Source organism: Serratia sp. CY29653 (assembly GCF_052169255.1).
GTDB lineage: Bacteria > Pseudomonadota > Gammaproteobacteria > Enterobacterales > Enterobacteriaceae > Serratia > Serratia sarumanii.
The window spans coordinates 2,618,793-2,645,039 of record NZ_JBJNLC010000001.1 but is presented as its reverse complement, the minus strand read 5'-3'; the positions used below and the strand labels follow the sequence as shown (position 1 = coordinate 2,645,039).

Here is a 26,247-nt window from a genome sequence, read left to right as displayed (position 1 = left end):
TTATTCCTCGGCTCCGGCGTGAGCAGCATGTTCACCCATGTCCATACCTTGGCTCATGTCCATGCCTTCGTGCGCGCCAGCGCCCTTGTGCATATCCATGTCGCCCATGAATTTGGCAATTGTTTCTTTGAACAAATTCGGTTTGACAGCGGCAAAGTACTCAACCGGGTTGTTTTCACTCGGCTCTGCCAGTTTGTTAAAGTCGTCGGTGGTGTTCAGGTTTTTAGACGATGCCTTCACCTTGGCTACCCACTGATCGAAGTCGCCTTCGGTCGGGGTAACGATCGCGGTGAATTTCATGCCGGAGAAGCCTGCGCCGCTGTAGCTGCTGGAGATGCCCTTGTAGGCACCGGCTTCGTTGCCGATCAGGTGCAGTTTGGTCTGCATGCCGGCCATCGCATAAATCTGTCCACCCAACTGCGGGATAAAGAACGAGTTCATTACCGAGTTAGAGGTGATCTTGAATTCGACTGGAACATCTTTCGGGAAAGCCAGCTCATTAACGGTCGCAATGCCTTGTTCCGGGTAGATGAACAGCCATTTCCAGTCGAGCGACACCACTTCGATCGTCATCGGCTTCTTGTCGGTGACAATCGGCTTGAACGGGTCGAGTTCGTGGGTAGTCTTCCAGGTAATGGTGCCAAGGATGGCGATGATAATGATAGGAATGGTCCAGACGACCGCTTCGATCTTGTTGGAGTGGGCCCAGTTCGGACTGTACTTGGCGTCTTTGTTGGAAGCGCGATACTTCCAGGCAAAGGCGAACGCCATGAAGATAACTGGCACCACCACGATCAACATCAACGCGATTGCAGTGATAATCAGTGTCCGTTGCTCAACACCAATTGCTCCTTTGGGATTCATCAAAACCATATCGCAACCACTGAGCAATACAGTGGCTGCGATTAATGACAGCATCCCAATACTTTTATTGTATTTCTTAAGTCTCATCTAACGACCTCAATAACAAAGGCTCAATTGTCGTTTCATGTGTGCGGGCATTTTACGGGAAGGTTGCAGTACTGTAAACATGCTTAAGGGAGTGTCAGCGGCTTGTTGACACTTTCTGTTAAGGGGGTCACAGATGTAACCCTGCGTGACAATTTACTAATGACAACAACGCGTTGGCACGCTGAATCGTGACGAGCAGCCCGTATGTTAAGGAAAACTAAAGGTATGATGAATTTGGCGAAGAAATGCGCGGCAGGGAAATACGAAAAAAAGGTTTATTTAATGTAAAATAATTGTGTCTTAAAGGTGAATTTAATTTTATTTCCGAGCGCGGCAGTCGGATAAAAAAATAATTTTCGCGCCGATTATCTTTTTTTACCGAAATAAATATACCCCCGGATCGCTTTTTTTTCGGCCGGCGAAATCGCCGGCCGGTCAGATTATGCCAAACGGGTGCGGCGAAGGGCGAGGTAATCCAGCGTGCTGCCCATCGCGACGCCGAGCAGGCTCAGCGCGGCGCCGACTTGCAGCAGCCGATCGGCCAGCAGCGGTGCCTGCGTCCAGTCCAGCGCATTGGCGATCAGCAACAGCAACCACAGGCCCAACAGCGAACAGCCTAGCGTCAGCAGGCGCAGTGCCCAACGGTAAGATTCTGAAAACTCGGTGCGCGGCATGAAGTCGCCATGCTGCTGGGTGTGCTCCAGCGTCTGACGGCAGATGCCGAGCAGCAGCAAGCCGGGCAGGGCGGCGGCGATAGAGAACAGGTAGAACAACGGCCAGCCGTGGGCTTCGACGAACCAGCTGGCGATCGGGCCGACATAGACGCGCCCCACGGCGGACAGCGCCGACAGCAGCGCGAACTGGGTGGCGGAGAACGAACGGTTGCACAGCGTCATCAGCAGCGCCACGAAGGCCGCGGTGCCCATGCCGCCACACAGGTTTTCAAGGAAAATGGCGCTGCCCATGGTGAGCAGGCTCTTGTCGGTCACCGCCAGGATCCAATACCCGAGGTTGGAGACCGCCTGCAGGACGCCGAACAGCATCAGCGCGCGGAACAGGCTGAGACGCTGCATCAGCACACCGCCGAACAGGGCGCCGACGATGGTGGCGAACAGGCCGAGGGTTTTGTTGACCAGCCCGACTTCACCGGCGTCGAACCCCACACCGCGGATCAGGAAGGTGGTGCTGAGGCTGCCGGCGAAGGCGTCGCCCATTTTGTACATCACGATCAGCAGCAGGATCAGCCAGGCGTTGTTGCGGCCGAAGAAATCGCGCAGCGGCGCGACGACCGCCTGTTCCATGGTGCGCGGCGCCGGGATGCTTTCGTCCGGCTCCGGCGCCAGCAGCGTGGCGGCCACGCCGATCAGCATCAATCCGGCCATCAGCCAGTAGGTGGCTTGCCAGCCGAAATAGCGATCCGCCAGCCACAGCGCCAGGCCGCCGGAAACCAACATCGCCAGCCGGTAACCCAGCACCGAGATCGCCGCGCCCGCCCCGCGCTCTTCGGCTTTCAGCAGATCGGTCTTGTAGGCGTCGAACACGATATCTTGCGAGGCGGAGCAGAACGCCACCAGCACCGCCAACGCCGCCAGCCACCACAGGTGCTGCGCGGGCTGCATAAAGCCCATCGCCACGATCGCCGCCACCAGCAGCAGCTGGCTGACCAGCAGCCAACCGCGCCGCCGCCCGAGGAACGGCGGGGTATAGCGGTCCATGAACGGCGACCAGAGGAATTTGAAGACATAGGCCTGGCCCACCAGCGAGAAGATGCCGATGGTTTTCAGATCGATATTTTCGACGGTCATCCAGGCTTGCAGCGTGCCGGAGGTCAATGCCAGCGGCAGACCCGACGCGAAGCCCAGCAGCAGCAGAATGGCGGAGTTACGCTGGGTGAAAATGTTCAGATAGTGTTTCGACATGAGTTCCCTGTCTGCGCCGCCCGATCCGCCGGGCGGCACAAGGCGCGGCGATTAACGCGCGTTTTGCTTGATGAAATCGTTGACGCTGGTGTCCTGGGCCATATCGGCGATCACGTCGCCCAGTACGGAGTTGACGGCGTCGGTGATCTTCTCGTTGGTGGCCGTGAAGGCGCCCTGCACGTTATAGGTCGAGCGGTAATTCTTCACCTGCTTGTTGCCGTTCTTCGCCTGGGCGATGATCGAGATGTCGGCTTTGGTGGTGATGTTGTAGCGCAGGTTGCCTTCGGAGACGTCCGCGTACAGATTATTGACGACGATTTGCAGCGCCACCGGGCCGTCGGCGCCGATCATGTAGCCGCGTGCGCCCATCTGTTTCTCCAGCACTTCCTGCAGCAGGAAACGCAGATCGCGCGATGGCGTCAGCGTGACCAGCTGGCCGTCGCGGTTCACCTTGGCCAGCGCCTGATCGGTGCGCTGATCCGCGCCGTTGATGCTGACGGTGATGCCCTGCAGGGTAGGATCCTGCTGCGGCAGAACGATTTTCGGCGTGACGTTCAAGGTGTTGCTGCTGGTCGCGCAGCCGGCCAGCAGCAGGGCGGCCAGCAAAGGAAGACAAAGTTTCTTTAACATGTTTTCTGTCTCATTCTCGATGGGTTTAGCAATAATCAGAGCGGGATAGCCGACAACAAATTGCCGACATCATAGCATCGCCGCCGTGCGGTGGAAGCGCGGAAGGCGCCTGAGTGACAAATTTTTACCTGCCGTTGATAAAAACACGCTTTTTTGGCCCGCTCAATCGGATAATCCCCCAAGCGGCGGGGATGACGCTCATCATTTGACCGCATAAAAGAGAAATTTGTCCCGGCGATGGTCTAAACGGGGGGAAACCGGCTAATATTGAACTAGATGGGCACGGTCCTCTGCCGGTGTTGTAAGGAGATCCTATGATTCGCGAGCAAATAGAAGCAAAGTTAAGGGCGGCGTTTGAGCCCGCGTATCTGGAAGTCGTTGATGAAAGCTATCGTCATAACGTTCCGGCGGGCTCAGAAAGCCATTTCAAAGTGGTATTGGTCAGCGATCGCTTCGTCGGCGAACGTTTTTTGACGCGCCACCGCTCCATCTACGGCGTGCTGTCGGAGGAGCTGGCGGACGGCGTACACGCGCTGGCGCTGCACACCTACACGCTCAAAGAGTGGGAAGGGTTGCAGGATACCGTGCCGGCCTCGCCGCCGTGTCGCGGCGCCGGGACGCTGGCCTGAGGGGGAAATTTTCAGGTATCAGTGGAACTTTGCCCTTGAATTAGGGTATTACTACTGACGAATTTTGAAACGGCCTGCGGGCCGTTTCTGTTTTTGACGACGACACGGCCGATGCGCAATGTGGCCAACGTTCGGTCTGTTTTGGCGGCCTTTTGGCGATCGAATCGGCAAAAGTGTGAGTTTTAGCGCGCCTGCGCCGCCTAGCTTTCCTCGACTCGCCATGCATGCGCCGCTATAATGTCGCGTCTTATTTTTCCGGAATGGTTTCGGGACGCTTCTGTCATCAGGGAACTCGGTTCTTATTTGTAGCCGTCCTGGTTCTTGGAACGGAGTTGACCGAGCACTGTGATTTTTTTGAGGTAACAAGATGCAAGTTTCAGTAGAAACCACTCAAGGCCTTGGGCGCCGTCTCTCTATTACTGTACCGGCTGATACTATCAAGCAGGCGGTGAAGAAAGAGCTGATCAACGCAGCGAAAAGCGTGCGTATCGACGGCTTCCGCAAAGGCAAAGTGCCGATGAACATCGTGGAACAGCGTTACGGCGCCTCTGTTCGTCAGGACGTGCTGGGCGAAGCGATGCAGCGCAGCTTCGTTGACGCGATCATCAAAGAAAAGATTAATCCGGCCGGCGCACCAAACTACGTGCCGGGCGAGTACAAAGAAGGTGAAGACTTCACCTTCGCCGTTGAATTCGAAGTGTATCCAGAAGTTGAGCTGAAAGGCCTGGAAAACATCGAAGTTGAAAAACCTGTGGTTGAAGTGAACGACGAAGACGTCGACGCGATGCTGGATACCCTGCGCAAGCAGCAGGCGACCTGGAAAGAAACCGATCGCGCAGCGGAAGCTGAAGATCGCGTGACCGTTGACTTCACCGGTTCTATCGACGGTGAAGAGTTCGAAGGCGGCAAAGCGTCCGACTTCGTACTGGCAATGGGCCAGGGCCGCATGATCCCAGGCTTCGAAGAAGGCCTGGTCGGTCACAAAGCGGGTGAAGAGTTCTCCATCGACGTGAACTTCCCGGAAGATTACCACGCGGAAAACCTGAAGGGCAAAGCGGCCAAATTCGCTATTGTGCTGAAGAAAGTTGAAGAGCGCGAACTGCCGGAGCTGACCGAAGAGTTCATCAAGCGTTTCGGCGTGGCGGACGGTTCCGTTGCCGGCCTGCGCACCGAAGTTCGCAAGAACATGGAGCGCGAGCTGAAAGGCGCCGTGCGTAACCGCATCAAGTCTCAGGCGATCGACGGCCTGGTGAGCGCGAACGAAATCGACGTGCCTGCTGCCCTGATCGACGGCGAAATCGACGTACTGCGTCGTCAGGCTGCACAGCGTTTCGGCGGCAACGAGAAGCAAGCGCTGGAACTGCCACGCGAGCTGTTCGAAGAGCAAGCGAAACGCCGCGTAGTGGTTGGCCTGCTGCTGGGCGAAGTGATCAGCACCAACGACCTGAAAGCTGACGAAGACCGCGTGAAGACGCTGATCGAAGAAATGGCTTCTGCCTACGAAGATCCGAGCGAAGTCATCGAGTTCTACAGCAAAAACAAAGAGCTGATGAACAACATGCGCAACGTGGCTCTGGAAGAGCAAGCGGTTGAAGCCCTGCTGGCAAAAGCGAAAGTGACTGAAAAAGCCACTACCTTCAGCGAGCTGATGAACCAGACTCAACAGGCGTAATGCCGGCGTGCCGGGCGCGATGAACGGCGCCCCCGGTTTCGCCTGGCGAACCGGCGCACGATGAAAAAGCCCGCAACCTCAGGTTGCGGGCTTTTCTTTTTGCCACGTTGCTGATTAATCTCAGGTTAAGCGGGGCAATATGCACTATATTTACCCTGTTGCCTGGGGAACTGGCTGGCATGATAACGGTCAGATTAACGGCATCGTTTTCGGCGCGCGGAGAAAATCGGCCTCTGGGCTTGAAATCGCGCCGGGATCCCCCAATCTGTAAAGAATAATTCTGGGGCTGTTTGCCAAAGTGCGCGGGATGAAATAACCGTCGGGTACGTGCGGCGCGGGTCGAATGCTTGAGCATAGTCATCATGGCCGTTCTCAAGTAGAATCGGCGTATTAGGGTGACACCCTGGCCGCCAAGGCAATTTCTATTAGGAGACGGTAATGTCATACAGTGGCGAACGAGATCAATTTGCACCGAACATGGCGCTGGTGCCGATGGTGGTAGAGCAGACTTCACGCGGGGAGCGTTCTTACGACATCTATTCCCGCCTGCTGAAAGAGCGCATCATTTTCCTGACCGGCCAGGTGGAAGATCACATGGCCAACCTGATCGTGGCGCAAATGCTGTTCCTCGAAGCGGAAAGCCCGGAAAAAGACATTTTCCTCTACATCAACTCGCCGGGCGGGGTGATCACCGCGGGCATGTCGATTTACGACACCATGAAGTTCATCAAGCCGGACGTCAGCACCATCTGTATGGGGCAGGCGTGCTCGATGGGCTCCTTCCTGCTGACCGCGGGCGCCAAAGGCAAACGTTTCTGCCTGCCGAACTCGCGCGTGATGATTCACCAGCCGCTGGGCGGCTACCAAGGCCAGGCGACGGACATCGAAATCCATGCGCGTGAAATCCTCAAGGTGAAAGCGCGCATGAACGAACTGATGGCGGAACATACCGGCCAGCCGCTGGAGCAGATCGAGCGCGACACCGAGCGCGATCGCTTTATGACCGCGGAAGAAGCCGTGGAATACGGCCTGGTTGACGGCATTCTGACACACCGCAGCTAGAACCACGCGGCGCCGATGGACTATAGTAATCAGAGTGGGCAGGGGCTCGCTCTGCTGTGGCCACTCGGCGTTCCCGATATGAGTTTGGGCGCACTGCCGCCGTGATTTTCCTGCGGGACAAGACTAAAGAAGAGGTTTGACTGATGACAGATAAGCGCAAAGACGGTTCAGGAAAGCTGCTGTACTGCTCTTTTTGCGGCAAAAGCCAGCATGAAGTGCGTAAGCTGATTGCCGGGCCGTCAGTGTATATCTGCGATGAATGTGTCGATCTGTGTAACGACATTATTCGCGAAGAGATTAAAGAAGTTGCCCCGCATCGTGAGCGCAGTGCGCTGCCGACGCCGCACGAGATCCGCCACCACCTGGATGACTACGTCATCGGCCAGGAGCAGGCGAAGAAAGTGCTGGCGGTTGCGGTGTACAACCACTACAAACGCCTGCGCAACGGCGATACCAGCAACGGTATCGAGTTGGGCAAGAGCAACATCTTGCTGATCGGCCCGACCGGCAGCGGCAAAACCCTGCTGGCGGAAACGCTGGCGCGCTTCCTGGACGTGCCGTTCACCATGGCCGACGCCACCACGCTGACCGAAGCCGGTTACGTGGGCGAGGACGTGGAAAATATTATCCAGAAGCTGTTGCAAAAATGTGACTATGACGTGCAGAAAGCGCAGCGCGGCATCGTTTATATCGATGAAATCGATAAGATTTCCCGCAAGTCCGACAACCCGTCGATCACGCGTGACGTCTCGGGTGAGGGCGTGCAGCAGGCGCTACTGAAGCTGATTGAAGGCACCATCGCCGCGGTTCCGCCGCAGGGTGGGCGCAAGCATCCGCAACAGGAGTTCCTGCAGGTCGATACCTCCAAGATCCTGTTTATCTGCGGCGGCGCATTTGCGGGCCTGGATAAGGTGATCGGCCAGCGCGTCAACACCGGCTCCGGCATCGGCTTCGGCGCGACCGTCAAGGGCGAGTCCGAGAAGGCGACCGAAGGCGAACTGCTGCTGCAGGCCGAACCGGAAGACCTGATCAAGTTCGGCCTGATCCCTGAGTTCATCGGCCGTCTGCCGGTGGTGGCGACCCTGAGCGAGCTGAGCGAAGACGCGCTGATTCAGATCCTGAAAGAGCCGAAGAACGCCCTGACCAAGCAGTATCAGGCGCTGTTCAACCTGGAAGGCGTCGAGCTGGAGTTCCGCGACGAAGCGTTGAACGCCATCGCCAAGAAAGCCATGGCGCGCAAAACCGGCGCCCGCGGCCTGCGTTCCATCGTGGAAGGCGCGCTGCTCGACACCATGTACGATCTGCCGTCGATGGACAGCGTAGACAAAGTGGTGATCGACGAGTCGGTCATCGCCGGCCAATCCAAACCGCTGCTGATTTACGGCAAGCCGGAAGCTCAGGCGTCTGGCGAATAATTAGCCAGTCAAACCAGGGCGTTATCAGCAAAATGGGGGATTTTATCCCCCATTTCTTTTTCCTGCATTCTTGCCGTTGAATGTAAGAGATTCATCCCCATATACTCGTTAACCAGATTTTATGAAACGTTAGATGCTTGCGTCTCATGAGATTCCCCCTCAACCTGGCGGAAATTAAACTAAGAGAGAGCTCTATGAACCCTGAGCGTTCCGAACGCATTGAAATCCCCGTTCTGCCATTGCGCGACGTGGTGGTTTATCCGCACATGGTGATCCCGTTATTTGTTGGCCGGGAAAAATCGATTCGGTGCCTCGAAGCCGCAATGGATCACGATAAGAAGATCATGCTGGTGGCACAGAAAGAGGCCTCAACGGATGAACCTGGCATTAACGACTTGTTCTCGGTTGGCACCGTAGCGTCGATCCTGCAGATGCTGAAGCTGCCGGACGGCACGGTAAAAGTGCTGGTCGAGGGGCTGCAGCGCGCGCGCATCACTACGCTGTCCGACAGCGGTGAGCATTTCGCCGCGCAGGCGGAATACCTTGAGTCGCCGTCGATCGACGAGCGCGAGCAGGAAGTGCTGGTGCGCACCGCGATCAATCAGTTTGAAGGCTATATCAAGCTGAACAAAAAAATCCCGCCGGAGGTGCTGACTTCACTGAACAGCATCGACGACGCCGCGCGCCTGGCGGACACCATCGCCGCCCACATGCCGCTGAAACTCAGCGACAAGCAGTCAGTGCTCGAGATGTCCGACATCACCGAGCGCCTGGAATACCTGATGGCGATGATGGAATCGGAGATCGACCTGCTGCAGGTCGAGAAACGCATCCGCAACCGCGTCAAGAAGCAGATGGAGAAGAGCCAGCGCGAGTACTATCTGAATGAGCAGATGAAGGCGATTCAGAAAGAACTGGGCGAGATGGACGACGCGCCGGACGAGCACGAAGCGCTGAAGCGCAAGATCGATGCGGCGAAAATGCCGAAAGAGGCGCGCGAGAAAACCGAAGCGGAACTGCAAAAGCTGAAGATGATGTCGCCGATGTCGGCGGAAGCGACCGTGGTGCGCGGCTACATCGACTGGATGCTGCAGGTGCCGTGGAATGCGCGCAGCAAGGTGAAAAAAGACCTGAACAAGGCGCAGGAAGTGCTCGATACCGATCACTACGGCTTGGAGCGCGTCAAGGATCGCATTCTCGAGTACCTCGCGGTGCAGAGCCGCGTCAGCAAAATCAAGGGGCCGATCCTGTGTCTGGTGGGGCCGCCGGGCGTGGGTAAAACCTCGCTGGGGCAGTCGATCGCCAAAGCGACCGGCCGCCAGTACGTGCGCATGGCGCTGGGCGGCGTGCGTGACGAAGCGGAAATCCGCGGCCACCGTCGTACCTACATCGGTTCGATGCCGGGCAAACTGATCCAGAAGATGGCCAAGGTCGGGGTGAAGAACCCGCTGTTCCTGCTGGATGAGATCGACAAGATGTCTTCCGACATGCGCGGCGATCCGGCCTCCGCTCTGCTGGAGGTGCTGGATCCGGAACAGAACGTGGCGTTCAACGACCACTACCTGGAAGTGGATTACGATCTGTCCGACGTGATGTTCGTCGCCACCTCGAACTCGATGAACATTCCTGCGCCGCTGCTGGACCGTATGGAAGTGATCCGCCTGTCGGGTTACACCGAGGACGAGAAGCTCAACATCGCCAAGCAGCACCTGCTGCCGAAGCAGCTTGAGCGCAACGCGCTGAAAAAAGGCGAGCTGACGGTCGACGACAGCGCCATCATCGGCATCATTCGCTTCTACACCCGCGAAGCCGGGGTGCGCAGCCTGGAGCGTGAAATCTCCAAACTGTGCCGTAAAGCGGTGAAAACGCTGCTGATGGACAAGAAGCTCAAGCATCTTGAGATCAACGGCGACAACCTGAAGGATTACCTGGGCGTGCAGCGCGTCGATTACGGCCGTGCGGATACCGAAAACCGCGTGGGCGAAGTCACCGGGCTGGCGTGGACGGAAGTGGGCGGCGATCTGCTGACCATCGAAACCGCCTGCGTGCCGGGCAAAGGCAAGCTGACCTACACCGGTTCCCTGGGCGAAGTGATGCAGGAATCGATTCAGGCGGCGCTGACCGTGGTGCGCGCGCGCGCGGAGAAATTGGGCATCAACGCCGATTTCTACGAGAAACGCGACATCCACGTGCACGTGCCGGAAGGGGCGACGCCGAAAGACGGCCCGAGCGCCGGTATCGCGATGTGCACCGCGCTGGTCTCCTGCCTGACCGGCAACCCGGTACGCGCCGATGTGGCGATGACCGGGGAGATCACGCTGCGCGGTCAGGTGTTGCCGATCGGCGGCCTGAAAGAGAAGCTGTTGGCGGCGCATCGTGGCGGCATCAAAACCGTGCTGATCCCTTACGAGAACAAGCGCGATCTGGAAGAGATTCCGGACAATGTTATCGCCGATCTGGAGATTCATCCGGTGCAGCGAATCGATGAAGTTTTGAACATTGCGTTGCAAAACCCGGCCTTCGGCGCACTGCCGGTAGCGGCAAAATAGTGACGAATCGCAAAAACCATTGATAAAACTTATACTGGCAAGCCATTTCGGACTTGCCAGTATTTTTTTGTACCGCTAAGTTAGATCTCTGTCGGCCCGCGTTTTGCCACGCAGTCGGTGGCTTGCCAAGGTTCGATGGGATTGATATAACAGCTGCGCTGTCGCAACCGTAGGGATTTTTCGGTGCGACGATAGAATTCTAGAGGGGATGATAGAGTGAATAAGTCACAACTGATCGACAAGATTGCCGCAGGTGCTGATATTTCCAAAGCGGCAGCGGGACGTGCTTTAGACGCAGTAATCGCTTCCGTTACCGACTCTCTGAAAGCAGGGGATGACGTGGCTCTGGTAGGTTTCGGTTCCTTCACCGTGCGTGAACGTTCGGCTCGTACCGGCCGCAACCCGCAGACCGGTAAAGAGATCAAAATCGCGGCAGCCAAAGTACCTGCCTTCCGTGCAGGGAAAGCGCTGAAAGACGCTGTAAACTGATTTAGCGTCTAACCGTTTAGCGTAACAGGGTTTTGTAATAAACAATCACCTGACGCAGCGGTGCTGGTAAGGTAAGATACAAGGCGCATCGGACTGATGCGCTTTTTTTATTTTTGTCGCAGGGAACGCGCCTGCACAAGGGTTGTTAATCCACATCACAGCGGAGTGTTGTCACACTATGATGGACAATTTACGCGCGGCTGCTAATCACGTCGTGCTCAAAATCATCCTGGCCCTGATCATCCTGTCATTCGTTCTGACCGGGGTGGGTAACTACCTGATCGGCGGCTCCGGCGATTATGCTGCGAAAGTAAATGGTCAGACGATCGAGCGCGCTCAGCTGGAACAGGCTTTCCAAAGCGAGCGTAGCCGCATGCAGCAGCAGCTGGGTGACCAGTTCTCCGCGCTGGCCGGCAACGAAGGCTATATGCAGCAGATGCGCCGTCAGGTGTTGTCCCAGTTGATCGACAACATGCTGCTCGACCAGTACGCCAAGAAGCTGGGCCTGGCGGTCAGCGACGATCAGATCAAGGACGCCATCCGCAAGGCGCCTTACTTCCAGACCAACGGCCAGTTCGATAACGCCAAATACCTCGACCTGATCGGCCGCATGGGCTACACCGCCGACAACTTCGCGCAGTCGATGCGCCAGCAGTTGGTCAATCAGCAGGTGATCCAGGCCTTCGGCGATTCCGGCTTCGTGCTGCCGTCTGAATCGCAAGCCATGGCGGCGTTGGTGCTGCAGGAGCGCGACGTGCGCCTGGCGACCATCGATTTGAAAGCGCTGCAGGCGAAACAGAGCGCCGGCGACGACGAACTGAAGGCGTATTACGATCAGAACAAGAACAGCTTCATCGCACCTGAGCAGGTGAAGGTGAGCTATATCCCGCTGGACGCTGCGTCCATGCAGGACAAGGTGAAAGTGAGTGAAGAAGACATCAGCGCTTACTACGACCAGCACAAGAGCAGCTACGGCCAGCCGGAGCGTAAAAACTACAGCGTGATCCAGCTGAAAACCGAGGCGGAAGCCAACGCGGCGCTGGACGAGCTGAAGAAGGGCGCCGATTTCGCCACGCTGGCGAAAGAGAAATCCACCGATATCATCTCACGCCGCACTGGCGGCGAGCTGGGTTGGCTGGAGCCGGAAACCACCGCCGACGAGCTGAAGCAGGCTAACCTGACCGAGAAAGGGCAGCTGTCCGGCGTGGTGAAGTCTTCCGTCGGCTACCTGATCGTGCGTTTGAACGATATCGAACCTGAGAAAGTGAAGCCGCTGAGCGAAGTGCATGACGCCATCGCCAAGCAGGTGCAGCAGGAGAAAGCGGTAGACGCGTATTACGCGCTGCAGCAAAAGGTGAGCGAAGCGGCGACCAGCGACAACGAATCTCTGGCCTCGGCTGAAGAAGCGGCCGGCGTGAAAGCGGCGCAAAGCGACTGGTTCACCCGTGACAACATTCCTGCCGCGCTGAACTTCAAGCCGGTCGTGCAGGCGATCTTCGACGGCTCGCTGATCGGCGAGAACGGCGCGCCGGGCAGCAACTCCGACGTGATCACCGTAGACGGCGACCGCGCCTTCGTGGTGCGCGTGAGCGGCCACAAGCCGGAAGGCATCGAACCGTTCGACCAGGTGAAAGACCGCGTGGCGGAACTGGTGAAGCGCAACAAGGCGCTGCAGGCAGCGAAACTGCAGGGCGAGAAGCTGCTGGTTGAGCTGAAGCAGGGCAAGGGCGACGAGGCGATGAAAGCCGCCGGCCTGAGCTTTGGCGCCGTGCAGAAGATGGCGCGCGCGCCGGAAGACAGCCAACTGGTAGAGAGCGTGTTCGCGCTGCCGCACCCGCAGGACGGTAAACCGGTATACGGCATGTCGCAGGATCGTCAGGACAACGTGGTGCTGATCGCGCTCGATGCGGTGAAGCCAGGCACGTTGCCGGAAGACGAAATGAAAACCTTCGTTGGCAAGATGGAAGAGGGCGCGACCGGCGTCTCCTTCGATTCGCTGCTGGCGAGCCTGCGTAAAGAAGCCGAGATCAAAATGGGCGCCGCTGAGCAACAGCCTCAGTAATCGCCGCATTTTTCTGCAACGCAGTGCAACAAACAAAGGCCGCTTTCGCGGCCTTTTCCACATCTGATATCCGCCGATTGCTGAATATCCGCCGCCGCGGCAAGGTAGCCGTGCTGTCACACACAAGGAGGATACAGCATGCAACATTCAGAGAAAAAAGCGTTTTTCGGTTACCGTCGTCACGTTAACGCCGCGCTGACCGCGCTGTTGTTATGCCTGGCGGGGCCAGCCGCCGCGGTGAATAAAGCCGAGGCGCCGGCCCCCATGCTCTCAGCACCGGCGAGCAATGGCGGGCAACAGACGATGACCAGGGTGGCCGAAGAAACGGCGGTCAGCATCAATCAGGCTACCGCCGAACAGCTGGCCGCCGCCTTGAGCGGCGTCGGCCTGAAGAAGGCGGAAGGCATCGTGCGCTACCGCGAGCAGAATGGGCCATTCACCCAGGTTGAGCAGTTGCAGGAGGTGCCGGGCATCGGGCCGGCGCTGTTTGAGAAGAACCGCGCCCGGCTGAAAATGTGATCCCGGTCGCGGCTGCGTGGCAAAATGCCGCTGAGGCCGAAACTCCTCTGCTACATTTTACAGGTCTTACCAGTTTGGCGCGTTGACCAAACGGGCGAGGGAGCCAGCGCGGCTCCCTCTTTCTGTAATCACCAGGCAGGAGCGATCGTTCCCTATGCAAACCTTTATCAAAGTTCGCGGTTATCATCTTGATGTTTACCAGCACGTTAACAATGCTCGCTATCTGGAGTTTCTGGAAGAGGCGCGTTGGGAGTGGCTGGAGAACGAGGCCGGGTTCCGCTGGATGACGGAAAACAACATCGCTTTCATCGTGGTGAACATCAATATCAATTACCGCAGCCCGGCGGTATTGGGGGATAAGCTGCGTATCGACAGCCAGATGGTGCAGCTCAACGGCAAGAGCGGCGTGCTGAGCCAAAAGGTGACGCAGGATCCGGCGGGGACGCCGGTGGCCGACGCGCTGCTGACTTTCGTGTGCGTCGATCTGAAAACGCAGCGTGCGCTGCCGCTCGAGGGGGAACTGCGTGCGCATCTGGAGGCGCTTGTGCCGCAGGAAAACTCACGGTAAACAGGGGGAGAACGGGCGGCAGAAGCTGCCGCCGTCACTGCCTCAGGCCAGACCGGCCTTTTGTTTCAACGCGGCCATCACTTCCGCCTGATTGGCGCGATACTGCGTCAGGCCATTGGCGCGCAGGTTGCAGGCGGCGCACTCGCCGCAGCCGTCACCCTTGATGCCGTTGTAGCAGGTCAGCGTATCCTGGCGCACGCGATCCAGCTGGTGGTAATAGTCCGCCAGCGCCCAGGTCTCGGCCTTGTTCAGCCACATCAGCGGCGTTTCGAAGCGGATATCGCGGGCGATGCCCAGCGTCACCGCCTTGTTTAACGCTTTAACGAACTCGTCGCGGCAATCGGGGTAGCCGGAGAAATCGGTTTCACACACGCCGGTGATCACCGCTTCCGCTTCCACCTGGTAGGCGTAGATCGCCGCCAGCGTCAGGAACAGGATGTTGCGGCCCGGCACGAAGGTGCTCGGCAGCGCATTTTTCTGATTGGGATCGTAGGCGGGAACCGGGATATTGTCGCGCGTCAGGCTGCTGACGGCCAGCTCGTTGAGCAGCGTTACGTCCAGCACCTTGTGCGCCTTGGCGCCGAGGGCCACCGACAGCTCCTGAGCCACTTCAATCTCGGTGCGATGGCGCTGGCCGTAATCGAACGTGACGCAGTGAACTTCGTCATACTGTTGCAATGCCTGGATCAAGCAGGTCGTGGAGTCTTGTCCACCGCTGAAAACGACAACCGCGCGCTTCATAAAATCACCTTTTTGGGCTTTGGCCTCTCCCGATACACATTCGGGCGGCAGGATAAAATTGCGTTGCGGCGACAATAGTAGCAGAAAGGGCCGCCAGGCGCAGGGCGGTTCGGCTCAGGCCGGGGCGTCGTCCACCGGCGGCGGCAGCCACGCCTGGCAAAAATCGAACCAGCCGTGGGCGGTCAGCGTGACGCCATGCATGCGCGGCGGCGCGCTGATCTGATACTGGTAGTGAAACAGCGGCGTGATGATGGCGGCGGCCATCAGCCGTTGATAATAAGCCTGCAGTTGTGCGAAGCGCGGTTGCTGCGCCTGCAGCTGCTGGATCTGCCGCAGCGTGTCCTGTTGCTGTTGCCAGCGGCTTTCCGTCAGGATGCCGCGCCACAGCGTATCCTGCCGCAGCCAGCTCTCCAGCGTCGCCTCCGGCGCTTCGCCGATCAGGTTGTCCGCCAGCAGCAGGTCGGCCTGGGCGATCTGTTCCTCGCTTTGCCAGCGCTTGCCGGCGTAGTAGCGCACTTCCAGCTCGCAGCCGTGCTGCGCGAGCAGCCGCTGTAGCGCGGCCGTCACCGTTTCCAGCTCGACCGGCGGCCGATACAGCAGCGTCAGCCGGGCGGGCAGGGCGACGTCCTCTTCGACCTGTTGGCGGGGGATGCGCCAGCCGGGCAGCATTTCATGGCTGGGGGTGATCACGCTGTTGGGGATCGGCAGATGGCTCAGCAGGCCGGACTGCTGGATCAGCATCAGCAGCTTTTGTCCCTGGGCTTCGCTCAGCACGCCGTGGCGCAGGTTCAGCGCCAGATAACACCAGCCCAGGCTCATGCTGCGCTGCACCGGCCGGGCCTGCGCCAAATCGTCTTGTTGACCGATGGTGATGCGCACCGGATGCTGGCAACTGGTGTAGGGGGCGGCGGTGGGCAGATCGGGAGTGATCCAGTATTCGATGGTGTCCAGATACGGATGCTGCAGGTGGTAACCGGCGTGCTGTTCCAGCCGCACCAGCTGCGGTTCATTCAGCGTCAGCTTGAACGGGCCGGCGCCGATGGCCGGCAGCTCCGGGTGGGTCATCAGGCAAGGCAGTTCCGCCAGCCGGTGGGCCAGCCAGTAATCCGGCAGATGCAGATCGAACTGAACGCACAGCGGATGCGGCAGGCTGATGCGCGCGACGTTGGCCAGGCTCGGTTGGCTGCGCGGGTGGTGTTGCAGTTTTTCCAGCGTTTGCAGCAGCTGGTGGCCGGTCAACGGTTCGCCGTTGTGCCAGCGCAGCTGGCTGCGCAGAAAGAAGCGCCAGCGCAGGCCGCGATCGCTAATCTGCCAATGGTGCGCCAGATCGGGCTGCGGTTCCGGGTTACCGGTCATCAGGCGCGTCAGCCCGGCGTGCAGGGTCGACACCAGGTGTTGCTCGGCGCGGCCGGTCAGCGTGAGCGGGTCGAGCGCTTCCAGCGTGCGGTAATAGGGAATGCGCAGCGTCGGGCTGCCGGCCTGCCATTGCCCGCCGAGGTGCGGGCTGAGCAGATCCTGCAGGTGCTGCGGATCGAGCTGCGCCATCTCCAGCGCCCCCTGATGGTTGCCCTGTTGCAGCAGCTGTTGCAACAGCTGCGCGCGTAGCTCATCCGGGGTTTTCAGGCAGTGCAGGCGAGCGCGTTTGCCCCGGCCGGGCTGCGAATGCCAGCTCAGCCAGCCCTGATCCTGCAGCTGTTGCACCAGCGTGCGGGCGTGCCGCTCGCTGCAGTAGAACATCGCCGCCAGCTCGCCGATGGTCACGGCGACCGGCGCGCTGCCGAGCTGATGGTACAGGCGTTGATATTGGCTGAGGCGGTGAACCAGGCGCATGGGCAGAAATCCGGAACGGTTTTTTCAAATTGTTCACTATTACTTCCGCAAATACCATTCCATACTGCACGGATTGTAATCGCGTTCACATTCAAGAGGTCTTTATGTATCGCCTGGCAGCTTTCGATATGGACGGCACGCTGTTGATGCCGGATCACCGGGTTGGCCCGGAAACGCAGGCGGTGCTGAACCAGCTGGTGGAGCGGGAGATGGTGGTGACGTTCGCCACCGGGCGGCACTACCTCGACGCGCAGCCGATCATGGCGCAACTGGGGCTGCAGGGCTACCTGATCACCGGCAACGGCACGCGGGTGTATGACAACCGCGGCCAACAGCTGCACGCTACCGATCTGCCGGCGGCGGTCGCCGAAGAGGTGCTGCATCATCATTGGCGCACCCGCGCCAGCATGCACGTGTTCCGCGACGAAGGCTGGCTGACCGAGTTTCCCGTGCCGGAAGAGATGCTGCGGGCGCACCACCTGAGTGGCTTTCGTTTTCAGCTGGCCGACGTGCGCCGCCTGCCGGCGTTCGGCAACAGCAAGGTGTGCTTTGTCGCGCCGCACGAGGAGTTGCTGGCGTTGCAGGTGCAGCTGCGGGCGCAGCTGGGTGACGAGGCAGACCTGTGTTTCTCCGCCTACGATTGCCTGGAGGTGCTGCCGCTCGGTTGCAATAAGGGCACGGCGCTGGACCGGCTGAGCCGCCATCTGGGGCTGACGATGGCCGACTGCATGGCGTTCGGCGACGCGATGAACGACAAAGAGATGCTGGGGGCGGTGGGGCACGGCGTGGTGATGGGCAACGCCCTGCCACAGCTGAAATCCCTGCTGCCGCAGCTACCGGTTATCGGCCATTGCCAACAGCAGGCGGTGGCCCACTATTTACAACATTGGCTGCGTTCACCTTGCCTCACCTATTCCCCCGAAGAATGAGGTTCTCCTTACAGCCGGCCGGGTATGACTACCCGGCTTTTTTTTATCCGCAGCCTGGCGTTACAAATCCGCCAGCTGCGCCAGATACGGCTGCAGATCGCCGATGTTGTTGCTGACCCATTCCGGGTTGTAATAGGTATCCAGATAACGCTCGCCGCTGTCGCACAGCAGGGTGACGATCGACCCTTGCTCGCCGTTTTCCCGCATCTGCTTCGCCAGCTGCAGCGCACCCCAGACGTTGGTGCCGGTGGAGGCGCCAACCTTGCGGCCGAGCACGCCTTCCAGCCAGTGAATGGTGGCGACGCTGGCGGCATCCGGCACCCGCAGCATGTTGTCGACCACCGACGGGATGAACGACGGCTCGGCGCGCGGGCGGCCGATGCCTTCGATGCGGCTGCCGCAGCTGCCGATCAGGGTGCGATCGCCGTGGTGGAAGCAGTCATAGAACACCGAATTTTCCGGATCGACCACCGTCAATTGCGTATCGTGCCCCTGATAGCGGATGTAGCGCCCCAGCGTGGCGGAGGTGCCGCCGGTGCCGGCGCTCATCACGATGTGTTTCGGCACCGGGAAGGGTTCGCGCGCCATCTGGCGGAAGATGCTGTCGGCGATGTTGTTGTTGCCGCGCCAGTCGGTGGCGCGCTCGGCGTAGGTGAACTGATCCATATAGTGGCCGTTCAGCTCTTTCGCCAGCTGTTCGGAGGCGGCGTAGATCTGGGCGGCGTGATCGACGAAGTGACAGCGGCCGCCGTAAAAGGCGATCTGTTCCACCTTGCGGCGCGCGGTGCAGGACGGCATCACCGCGATGAACGGCAGGCCGATCAGACGGGCGAAGTAGGCTTCGGACACCGCGGTGCTGCCGGAAGAGGCCTCGATGATGGTGGTGTTTTCGGTGATCCAGCCGTTGCACAGGCCATAAAGGAACAGCGAGCGCGCCAGACGGTGTTTCAGGCTGCCGGTCGGGTGGGTGCTCTCATCTTTCAGATACAGGCAGATGCCGGGAAACGCCGGCAGGTTCAGGCGAATCAGGTGCGTATCGGCGGAGCGCTGAAAATCCGCTTCTATTTCACCGATAGCATATTTTACCCAAGAGTTTGTCATGATTTGGCCTCAGAATAGGGGGCTGGTTTATGGCGTAGCATAGCCTGTCGGCAGGAAAAAAGGATTGCCATTTTCCCTGTTTAATCGCCTAATGAGAGAAAATTTTTCTCCTGGTAGCCGCTATGTTAGATAAAACAGACCGTAAGCTGCTGTGCATGCTGCAGCAAGATTGCACCCAGTCGCTGCAGGCGCTGGCCGATGCGGTCAATTTGACCTCGACGCCGTGCTGGAAACGCCTGAAGCGCCTGGAAGACGAGGGCTATATCCGCGGCCGGGTGGCGCTGCTGGATAACGAAAAGCTCGGCCTGGGGCTGACGGCGTTTGTGCTGATCAAGACCCAGCAGCACAGCAGCGAGTGGTATCAGGCGTTTGTGCAGCTGACCAGCCAGATGCCCGAGGTGCTGGCGTTCTACCGCATGGCGGGGGAGTACGATTACCTGATGCAGGTCGAAGTGGCGGACATGAAAAGCTACGACGGCTTTTATAAGCGCCTGGTGAACGGCGTGCCGGGCCTCATCGACGTCACCTCGAGCTTTGCCATGGAAAAAATCAAATACACCACTGCATTGCCGGTGCCGGAGTGAAAAGTTCACCGGACGGGCGGCTCAACGGTGGTATCCTGCTCCGCTGAAGCAGAAAAAGAGACAAATCCCATAAAATCCTGGAATCAAACTGCGTGAGATTATTTGCTCAAATCGGCTGGTACTTCCGCCGGGAGTGGCGCCGCTACCTCGGGGCGGTGGTGCTGCTGATCGTCATCGCCATCCTGCAACTGTTGCCGCCTAAGCTGGTCGGCATCATCGTGGACGGCGTCACCGAAAAACAAATGTCTACCGGCGTGCTGATGGCCTGGCTCGGGCTGATGATCGGCACCGCGATCGTCGTTTACCTGCTGCGCTATGTGTGGCGGGTATTGCTGTTCGGCGCGTCCTACCAGCTGGCGGTCGAACTGCGCGAGAACTTTTACCGCCAGCTCAGCCGGCAAAACCCGGCGTTCTACCTGCGCCACCGCACCGGCGATCTGATGGCGCGCGCCACCAACGACGTGGACCGCGTGGTGTTCGCCGCCGGTGAAGGCGTGCTGACGCTGGTGGATTCGCTGGTGATGGGGTTGGTGGTGCTGGTGGTGATGAGCACCCAAATCAGCTGGCAGCTGACGGTGCTGGCGTTGATCCCGATGCCGCTGATGGCGATCGCCATCAAATATTACGGCGACCAGCTGCACCAGCGCTTTAAATCGGCGCAGGCGGCGTTTTCCAGCCTGAACGATCAGGCGCAGGAAAGCATGACCAGCATCCGCATGATCAAGGCCTTTGGGCTGGAAGATCACCAATCCAACCGCTTTGCCGACGTCGCGGCGCAGACCGGCGCCAAGAACATGCACGTGGCGCGGGTGGATGCGCGCTTCGATCCGACCATTTATATCGCCATCGGCGCCTCTAACCTGCTGGCCATCGGCGGCGGCAGCTGGATGGTGGTGAACGGGTCGCTGACGCTCGGGCAACTGACCAACTTTGTGATGTACCTCGGCCTGATGATCTGGCCAATGCTGGCGCTGGCCTGGATGTTCAACATCGTCGAGCGCGGCAGCGCGGCCTACAGCCGCATCCGCAGCCTGCTCGACGAGGCGCCGGCGGTGCAGGACGGCCCGCAGGCGCTGCCGGCCGGGCGCGGCGTGCTGGACGTGGATATCCGCGCGTTCCACTACCCGGAAAATCCGCACCCGGCGCTGCATGATGTGGCGCTGACGCTGAAACCGGGGCAGATGCTGGGGCTGTGCGGGCCGACCGGCGCCGGCAAATCGACGCTGCTGTCGCTGATCCAGCGCCAGTTCGACGTCGATCAAGGGCAGATCCGCTATCACGGCCTGCCGCTGCCGCAGGTTAAACTCGACGACTGGCGTTCGCGGCTGTCGGTGGTGAGCCAAACGCCGTTCCTGTTCTCCGATACCGTGGCGAACAACATCGCGCTGGGTCATCCGGGCGCGACGCAGGCGCAGATCGAACAGGCGGCGCGGTTGGCCAGCGTCCATGAGGACATTCTGCGGTTGCCGCAGGGCTATGACACCGAGGTGGGCGAACGCGGCGTGATGCTGTCGGGCGGGCAGAAACAGCGAATCTCCATTGCGCGCGCGCTGCTGCTGGATGCGGAGATCCTGATCCTCGACGACGCGCTGTCGGCGGTGGACGGCCGCACCGAACACCAGATCCTGCACAACCTGCGCAGCTGGGGGCAAGATCGCACGGTGATCATCAGCGCGCACCGGCTGTCGGCGTTGACCGAAGCCGGCGAGATCCTGGTGATGCAGCACGGTGGCGTGGCGCAGCGCGGCGATCATGCGGCGCTGGCGGCGCAGCCGGGCTGGTATCGCGATATGTACCGTTATCAGCAGCTGGAAGCGGCGCTGGACGAAGCGCCGGAAAACGGCGAGGAGGCGTTGGCCGATGAATAAAGTGCAAAAGCTGTGGCCGACGCTGAAGCGGCTGCTGGCCTACGGTTCGCCGTACCGCAAACCGCTGGGACTGGCGGTGCTGATGCTGTGGATCGCGGCGGCGGCGGAAGTCGCCGGGCCGATCCTGGTGAGCTATTTCATCGATAACTACGTCGCCAAAGGGCAGCTGCCGCTGACGATCGTCGGCGGGCTGGCGGCGGCTTACATTCTGCTGGAGCTGCTGGCGGCGGCGCTGCACTACTTCCAGGCGCTGCTGTTCAACCAGGCTGCGGTGGGGGTGGTCCAGCGGCTGCGTACCGACGTGATGGACGCCGCGCTGCGCCAGCCGCTCAGCGCCTTCGACACCCAGCCGGTCGGGCAATTGATCTCGCGCGTCACCAACGACACCGAGGTGATCAAGGATCTGTACGTGATGGTGGTCTCCACGGTGCTGAAAAGCGCCGCGCTGATCGGCGCCATGCTGGTGGCGATGTTCAGTCTCGACTGGCGCATGGCGCTGGTGGCGGTCTGCATCTTCCCGGCGGTGTTCGTGGTGATGGGCATCTATCAATACTACAGCACGCCGATCGTGCGCCGGGTGCGCAGCTATCTGGCGGACATCAACGACGGCTTCAACGAAGTGATCAACGGCATGGGCGTGATTCAGCAGTTCCGCCAGCAGGTGCGCTTCGGCGAGCGCATGAGCGCCGCCAGCCAGTCGCACTATCTGGCGCGTATGCAGACCCTGCGGCTCGACGGTTTTCTGCTGCGGCCGCTGCTCAGCCTGTTTTCGGCGCTGGTGCTGTGCGGCCTGCTGATGCTGTTCGGCTTCAGCGGCGAAGGCGTGATTGGCGTCGGCGTGCTCTACGCCTTCATCAATTACCTGGGGCGCCTGAACGAACCGCTGATCGAGCTGACGTCACAGCAGTCGATCCTGCAGCAGGCGGTGGTGGCCGGCGAACGCATCTTCGAGCTGATGGATCGCAGCCAGCAGAGTTACGGCGCCGACGATCGTCCGTTGGCCGGTGGCCGCATCGACATCACCGATCTGAGCTTCGCCTACCGCGCGGACAAAAAGGTGCTGCAGCACATTTCGCTGGCGGTGCCGTCGCGCGGTTTCGTGGCGCTGGTCGGGCATACCGGCAGCGGCAAGAGCACCTTGGCCAACCTGCTGATGGGCTATTACCCGGTCAGCGAAGGGGAAGTGCGCCTCGATGGCCGCCCGATCTCCAGCCTGTCGCACCGCACGCTGCGCCAGGGCGTGGCGATGGTGCAGCAGGATCCGGTGGTGATCGCCGATTCGGTGCTGGCCAACGTCACGCTGGGGCGCAACATCGAGGAAGAGGCCGTGTGGCGGGCGCTGGAAACGGTGCAGCTGGCGAGTCTGGTGCGCGGCTTCCCGCAGGGCATTCACACCCGGCTGGGAGAGCAGGGCAATAACCTGTCGGTCGGGCAGAAACAGTTGCTGGCGATGGCGCGGGTGTTGGTGCAGGCGCCGCAGATCCTGATCCTCGACGAGGCGACCGCCAACATCGACTCGGGCACCGAACAGGCGATCCAGCGCGCGCTGCGTGCGATCCGCGAGCACACCACGCTGGTGGTGATCGCTCACCGGCTGTCGACCATCGTCGATGCCGATTCCATCCTGGTGCTGCATCGAGGCCAGGCGGTAGAGCAGGGCAACCATCAGCAGCTGCTGGCGCAGCAGGGGCGCTACTACCAGATGTACCAGCTGCAGCTGGCGGGCGAGCAGCTGGCGGAAGCGGTGCGCGAAGAGAGCCAACCCGCCTGAGCATGGGCCGCGATCGCGGCCCTTGTTTCTTTCCCTCGCACCACAAGCAGGCAACCCGCCTGCGTCACGCCCCCTTTCTGCACTTTTTCGACGCGATGCGCACCAAATCAGTGCGCATTATTTAACCCATTCAAGGTATCGGTGCTGCGCTGCGTCGCGGGGGCGCCCGCGCGCCCGCTAATCCGCTGAATCGCCATGAAAAATTAAATTTGGCACAGCCCTTGCTACACAAGAGGCGTACCAGGGGTGAGTTTGGGCTTAATTCGTGGAGGGGCAATATGAAGCTGGTGACCGTGGTAATCAAACCGTTCAAGCTGGAGGACGTGCGCGAGGCCCTGTCCTCCGTGGGCATTCAGGGGTTGACCGTAACCGAAGTGAAGGGCTTTGGCCGCCAGAAGGGGCACGCCGAGCTGTATCGCGGCGCCGAGTATAACGTCAACTTCCTGCCCAAGGTCAAAATCGATATCGCCATTGCCGACGATCAGTTGGATGAAGTGGTTGATGTGATTAGCAAAGCCGCCTACACCGGCAAAATCGGCGACGGCAAAATTTTCGTTGCCGAGTTGCAACGCGTGATCCGCATTCGCACCGGCGAAACCGACGAATCGGCACTGTAACCGCGAACTCAGTTAAGTGATGGGGATGATTGATAATGAAAAGACTGTTATCCATGTTGGGCCTGAGTTCGGTAACCCTGGTTCCTTCTTTGGCCCTGGCCGCTCCGGCGGTCGCTGATAAGGCCGACAACGCCTTTATGATGATCTGCACTGCGTTGGTGCTGTTCATGACGCTGCCCGGCATCGCGCTGTTTTACGGCGGCCTGCTGCGCGGCAAAAACGTGCTGTCGATGCTGACGCAGGTCACCGTCACCTTCGCGCTGGTCTGCGTACTGTGGGTGTTGTATGGCTACAGCCTGGCGTTCAGCGAGGGCAATGCGGTGTTCGGCGGGTTCGAAACGGCGATGCTGAAAGGCATCGGCATCGACAGCGTCACCGGCAGCATCAGTCAGATGATCCACGTCGCCTTCCAGGCCTCCTTCGCCTGCATTACCGTGGCGCTGGTGGTGGGCGGCTTCGCCGAACGCATTCGCTTCTCGGCGGTGCTGATCTTCGCGATCCTGTGGTTCACATTGTCTTACCTGCCGATCGCGCACATGGTGTGGGGCGGCGGCTACCTGGCCGCCGACGGCGCATTGGACTTCGCCGGCGGCACCGTGGTGCACATCAACGCCGCCAGCGCCGGGTTGATCGGCGCCTACCTGATCGGCAAGCGCGCCGGCTTCGGTAAAGAGGCCTTCAAACCGCACAACCTGCCGATGGTGTTTACCGGGGCGTCGATCCTGTATATCGGCTGGTTCGGCTTCAACGCCGGCTCCGCCAGCGCGGCCAACGGCATTGCGGCCCTGGCATTCCTCAACACCGTGGTTGCCACCGCGGGCGCCATTCTCTCCTGGACCTTCGCCGAGTGGGTGCTGCGCGGCAAGCCTTCGCTGCTGGGCGCCTGCTCCGGCATGATCGCCGGGTTGGTTGCGGTGACGCCGGCGGCGGGCACCGTGGGCGTGGGCGGGGCGTTGATCATCGGCCTGGTGGGCGGCGTCGCCGGTCTGTGGGGCGTCGTAACGCTGAAAAAATGGCTGAAAGTGGACGACACCTGCGACGTATTCGGCGTGCACGGGGTGTGTGGCATCGTCGGCTGCCTGCTGACCGGCGTGTTCACCGCCTCTTCACTGGGCGGCACTGGCTACGCCGAAGGCGTGACGATGGGCCACCAGGTCTGGATCCAGCTGGTGAGCGTGCTGATCACGCTGGTGTGGTCGAGCGTCGCCGCCTTCATCGCCTTCAAGATCGCGGGCGCCATGGTGGGGCTGAGAGTGCCGGAAGAGCAGGAACGCGAAGGGCTGGATGTCAACAGCCACGGCGAGAGCGCCTACAACCAATAAGACTCGAAGCAGGGCAGTGCGCTAAAGACTAAAATAATGATGAAGCCAAAAGGGGCGATGGAAACATCGCCCCTTTCTTTATATTGCGGATCAGGCGTCGCGCTGGCGAATCACCCCTTCCTGCACGGTGGTGGCGACCAGTACGCCGTCGCGGGTGTAAATCTGGCCGCGCACAAAGCCCCGTGCGCCGGAGGCGGAGGAGCTCTCCACCGCGTACAGCAGCCAGTCATCCATGCGGAACGGACGGTGGAACCACATCGAGTGGTCAATGGTGGCCACCTGCATGCCCGGCTCGAGGAAGCCGACGCCGTGCGGCTGCAGCGCCGTCGGCAGGAAGTTAAAGTCCGACGCGTAGCCCAGCAGATATTGGTGGATGCGCTGATCGTCCGGCATGCTGCCGTTGGCGCGGAACCACACGTAGCGATGTGGTTCTTCCACGCTGCCTTTCAGCGGGTTGTGGAATTTCACCGGGCGCATTTCGATCGGCTTCTGGCCGATAAATTTTTCGCGCACTTTTTCCGGCAGCATATGCGCCAGTTTCTGGGCGATCTCTGACTCGGACAGCAGCCCTTCCGGCGGCGGCACGTCCGGCATCAGGTTCTGATGCTCGAAACCCGCTTCCGGGCTCTGGAAGGAAGCGGTCATATAGAAGATAGGTTTGCCGTGCTGGATGGCGCTGACGCGGCGCGCGCTGAAACTGTTGCCGTCGCGCAGGGTTTCCACGTCGTAAACGATAGGCTTGCTGCTGTCGCCCGGGCGCAGGAAGTAACTGTGGAACGAATGCACGCTGCGTTCGTCCGGCACCGTCTGTTTGGCTGCGTACAGCGCCTGGCCGACCACTTGCCCACCGAACACCTGGCGCAGCCCCAGATCTTCACTCTGGCCGCGGAACAGCCCTTCTTCGATTTTCTCCAGATCCAGCAGATCGAGGAGGTTTTGCAATGCCTGGCTCATAAAGTTATTACCTTTCTAATAATCATTTTGCGCAGTGTGCGGAATATCACGGCGCGGCGTCAACA

General features: G+C 60.0%; 22 protein-coding genes. 15 read left to right on the top strand and 7 right to left on the bottom strand.

What is annotated here, in order from left to right; translation table 11 throughout:
* The 3 genes from cyoA to ACJ8HN_RS12785 all read right to left on the bottom strand — a co-directional run bounded on the left by cyoA (nt 1) and on the right by ACJ8HN_RS12785 (nt 3,500).
* Nucleotides 1-951, bottom strand: a complete 951-nt coding sequence (gene cyoA, locus ACJ8HN_RS12795; RefSeq protein ID WP_025301763.1) for a cytochrome o ubiquinol oxidase subunit II — start codon at nt 949-951, stop codon at nt 1-3.
* Nucleotides 952-1,391: 440 nt separating this feature from the next.
* Nucleotides 1,392-2,870 (bottom strand): muropeptide MFS transporter AmpG, encoded by a 1,479-nt coding sequence (gene ampG, locus ACJ8HN_RS12790; RefSeq protein ID WP_442523489.1) that lies wholly within the window; start codon nt 2,868-2,870, stop codon nt 1,392-1,394.
* Nucleotides 2,871-2,921: 51 nt separating this feature from the next.
* Complete coding sequence (locus tag ACJ8HN_RS12785; protein ID WP_033634001.1) at nt 2,922-3,500, bottom strand: lipoprotein; 579 nt, start codon at nt 3,498-3,500, stop codon at nt 2,922-2,924.
* A gap of 314 nt (nt 3,501-3,814) precedes the next feature.
* Here ACJ8HN_RS12785 and bolA point away from each other — a divergent pair, with 314 nt between their 5' ends.
* The 9 genes from bolA (at nt 3,815) to ACJ8HN_RS12740 (ending at nt 14,465) form a co-directional block, all read left to right on the top strand.
* On the top strand, nt 3,815-4,129 hold the full coding sequence (gene bolA / locus ACJ8HN_RS12780) for a transcriptional regulator BolA (protein ID WP_004940361.1): 315 nt from the start codon (nt 3,815-3,817) through the stop codon (nt 4,127-4,129).
* A 367-nt stretch (nt 4,130-4,496) separates the two neighbouring features.
* On the top strand, nt 4,497-5,801 hold the full coding sequence (gene tig / locus ACJ8HN_RS12775; protein ID WP_004940358.1) for a trigger factor: 1,305 nt from the start codon (nt 4,497-4,499) through the stop codon (nt 5,799-5,801).
* A 438-nt stretch (nt 5,802-6,239) separates the two neighbouring features.
* Nucleotides 6,240-6,863: an ATP-dependent Clp endopeptidase proteolytic subunit ClpP gene (gene clpP / locus ACJ8HN_RS12770; RefSeq protein WP_016928858.1), complete on the top strand. Its 624-nt coding sequence runs from the start codon at nt 6,240-6,242 to the stop codon at nt 6,861-6,863.
* 143 nt (nt 6,864-7,006) lie between these two features.
* Complete coding sequence (gene clpX, locus ACJ8HN_RS12765) at nt 7,007-8,278, top strand: ATP-dependent protease ATP-binding subunit ClpX (protein ID WP_004940354.1); 1,272 nt, start codon at nt 7,007-7,009, stop codon at nt 8,276-8,278.
* A gap of 194 nt (nt 8,279-8,472) precedes the next feature.
* Nucleotides 8,473-10,827, top strand: coding sequence for an endopeptidase La (gene lon, locus ACJ8HN_RS12760; RefSeq protein ID WP_033653263.1), 2,355 nt, complete (start codon nt 8,473-8,475; stop codon nt 10,825-10,827).
* 216 nt (nt 10,828-11,043) lie between these two features.
* Nucleotides 11,044-11,316, top strand: coding sequence for a nucleoid-associated protein HU-beta (hupB, locus tag ACJ8HN_RS12755; RefSeq protein ID WP_004940351.1), 273 nt, complete (start codon nt 11,044-11,046; stop codon nt 11,314-11,316).
* A 178-nt stretch (nt 11,317-11,494) separates the two neighbouring features.
* Complete coding sequence (gene ppiD, locus ACJ8HN_RS12750) at nt 11,495-13,378, top strand: peptidylprolyl isomerase (protein ID WP_033637316.1); 1,884 nt, start codon at nt 11,495-11,497, stop codon at nt 13,376-13,378.
* A gap of 138 nt (nt 13,379-13,516) precedes the next feature.
* The gene (locus ACJ8HN_RS12745) at nt 13,517-13,897 is read left to right on the top strand and encodes a ComEA family DNA-binding protein (RefSeq protein ID WP_049196371.1); all 381 of its coding nucleotides are present in this window, start codon (nt 13,517-13,519) and stop codon (nt 13,895-13,897) included.
* A 154-nt stretch (nt 13,898-14,051) separates the two neighbouring features.
* The gene (locus ACJ8HN_RS12740) at nt 14,052-14,465 is read left to right on the top strand and encodes an acyl-CoA thioesterase (protein ID WP_033637318.1); all 414 of its coding nucleotides are present in this window, start codon (nt 14,052-14,054) and stop codon (nt 14,463-14,465) included.
* A gap of 42 nt (nt 14,466-14,507) precedes the next feature.
* On the opposite strand, the gene queC is transcribed toward ACJ8HN_RS12740, so the two are convergent.
* Nucleotides 14,508-15,206: a 7-cyano-7-deazaguanine synthase QueC gene (gene queC, locus ACJ8HN_RS12735; protein WP_442523487.1), complete on the bottom strand. Its 699-nt coding sequence runs from the start codon at nt 15,204-15,206 to the stop codon at nt 14,508-14,510.
* 114 nt (nt 15,207-15,320) lie between these two features.
* Nucleotides 15,321-17,036 carry an SgrR family transcriptional regulator gene (locus tag ACJ8HN_RS12730; RefSeq protein WP_039566991.1) on the bottom strand — a complete coding sequence of 572 codons (1,716 nt, stop codon included), beginning with the start codon at nt 17,034-17,036 and terminating at the stop codon, nt 15,321-15,323.
* A 104-nt stretch (nt 17,037-17,140) separates the two neighbouring features.
* Between ACJ8HN_RS12730 and cof the strand changes: the two genes are divergently transcribed.
* Nucleotides 17,141-17,965, top strand: coding sequence for an HMP-PP phosphatase (gene cof / locus ACJ8HN_RS12725; protein ID WP_442523486.1), 825 nt, complete (start codon nt 17,141-17,143; stop codon nt 17,963-17,965).
* Nucleotides 17,966-18,025: 60 nt separating this feature from the next.
* On the opposite strand, the gene ACJ8HN_RS12720 is transcribed toward cof, so the two are convergent.
* Complete coding sequence (locus ACJ8HN_RS12720; RefSeq protein ID WP_015376851.1) at nt 18,026-19,066, bottom strand: PLP-dependent cysteine synthase family protein; 1,041 nt, start codon at nt 19,064-19,066, stop codon at nt 18,026-18,028.
* A gap of 122 nt (nt 19,067-19,188) precedes the next feature.
* On the opposite strand from ACJ8HN_RS12720, the gene ACJ8HN_RS12715 reads away from it, so the two are divergent.
* The 5 genes from ACJ8HN_RS12715 (at nt 19,189) to amtB (ending at nt 25,228) form a co-directional block, all read left to right on the top strand.
* Nucleotides 19,189-19,650: an Lrp/AsnC family transcriptional regulator gene (locus ACJ8HN_RS12715; protein WP_004940330.1), complete on the top strand. Its 462-nt coding sequence runs from the start codon at nt 19,189-19,191 to the stop codon at nt 19,648-19,650.
* 92 nt (nt 19,651-19,742) lie between these two features.
* On the top strand, nt 19,743-21,518 hold the full coding sequence (gene smdA / locus ACJ8HN_RS12710) for a multidrug efflux ABC transporter permease/ATP-binding subunit SmdA (protein ID WP_442523485.1): 1,776 nt from the start codon (nt 19,743-19,745) through the stop codon (nt 21,516-21,518).
* Nucleotides 21,511-23,289, top strand: coding sequence for a multidrug efflux ABC transporter permease/ATP-binding subunit SmdB (smdB, locus tag ACJ8HN_RS12705; RefSeq protein WP_439076011.1), 1,779 nt, complete (start codon nt 21,511-21,513; stop codon nt 23,287-23,289). The genes smdA and smdB overlap by 8 nt, the downstream gene beginning before the upstream one ends.
* Nucleotides 23,290-23,567: 278 nt before the next feature.
* The gene (gene glnK / locus ACJ8HN_RS12700; RefSeq protein ID WP_004940327.1) at nt 23,568-23,906 is read left to right on the top strand and encodes a P-II family nitrogen regulator; all 339 of its coding nucleotides are present in this window, start codon (nt 23,568-23,570) and stop codon (nt 23,904-23,906) included.
* Between the two features lie 35 nt (nt 23,907-23,941).
* Nucleotides 23,942-25,228 (top strand): ammonium transporter AmtB, encoded by a 1,287-nt coding sequence (amtB, locus tag ACJ8HN_RS12695; RefSeq protein WP_004940322.1) that lies wholly within the window; start codon nt 23,942-23,944, stop codon nt 25,226-25,228.
* Nucleotides 25,229-25,318: 90 nt separating this feature from the next.
* On the opposite strand, the gene tesB is transcribed toward amtB, so the two are convergent.
* Nucleotides 25,319-26,182 (bottom strand): acyl-CoA thioesterase II, encoded by an 864-nt coding sequence (gene tesB / locus ACJ8HN_RS12690; RefSeq protein ID WP_004940320.1) that lies wholly within the window; start codon nt 26,180-26,182, stop codon nt 25,319-25,321.
* Nucleotides 26,183-26,247 lie beyond the last annotated feature (65 nt).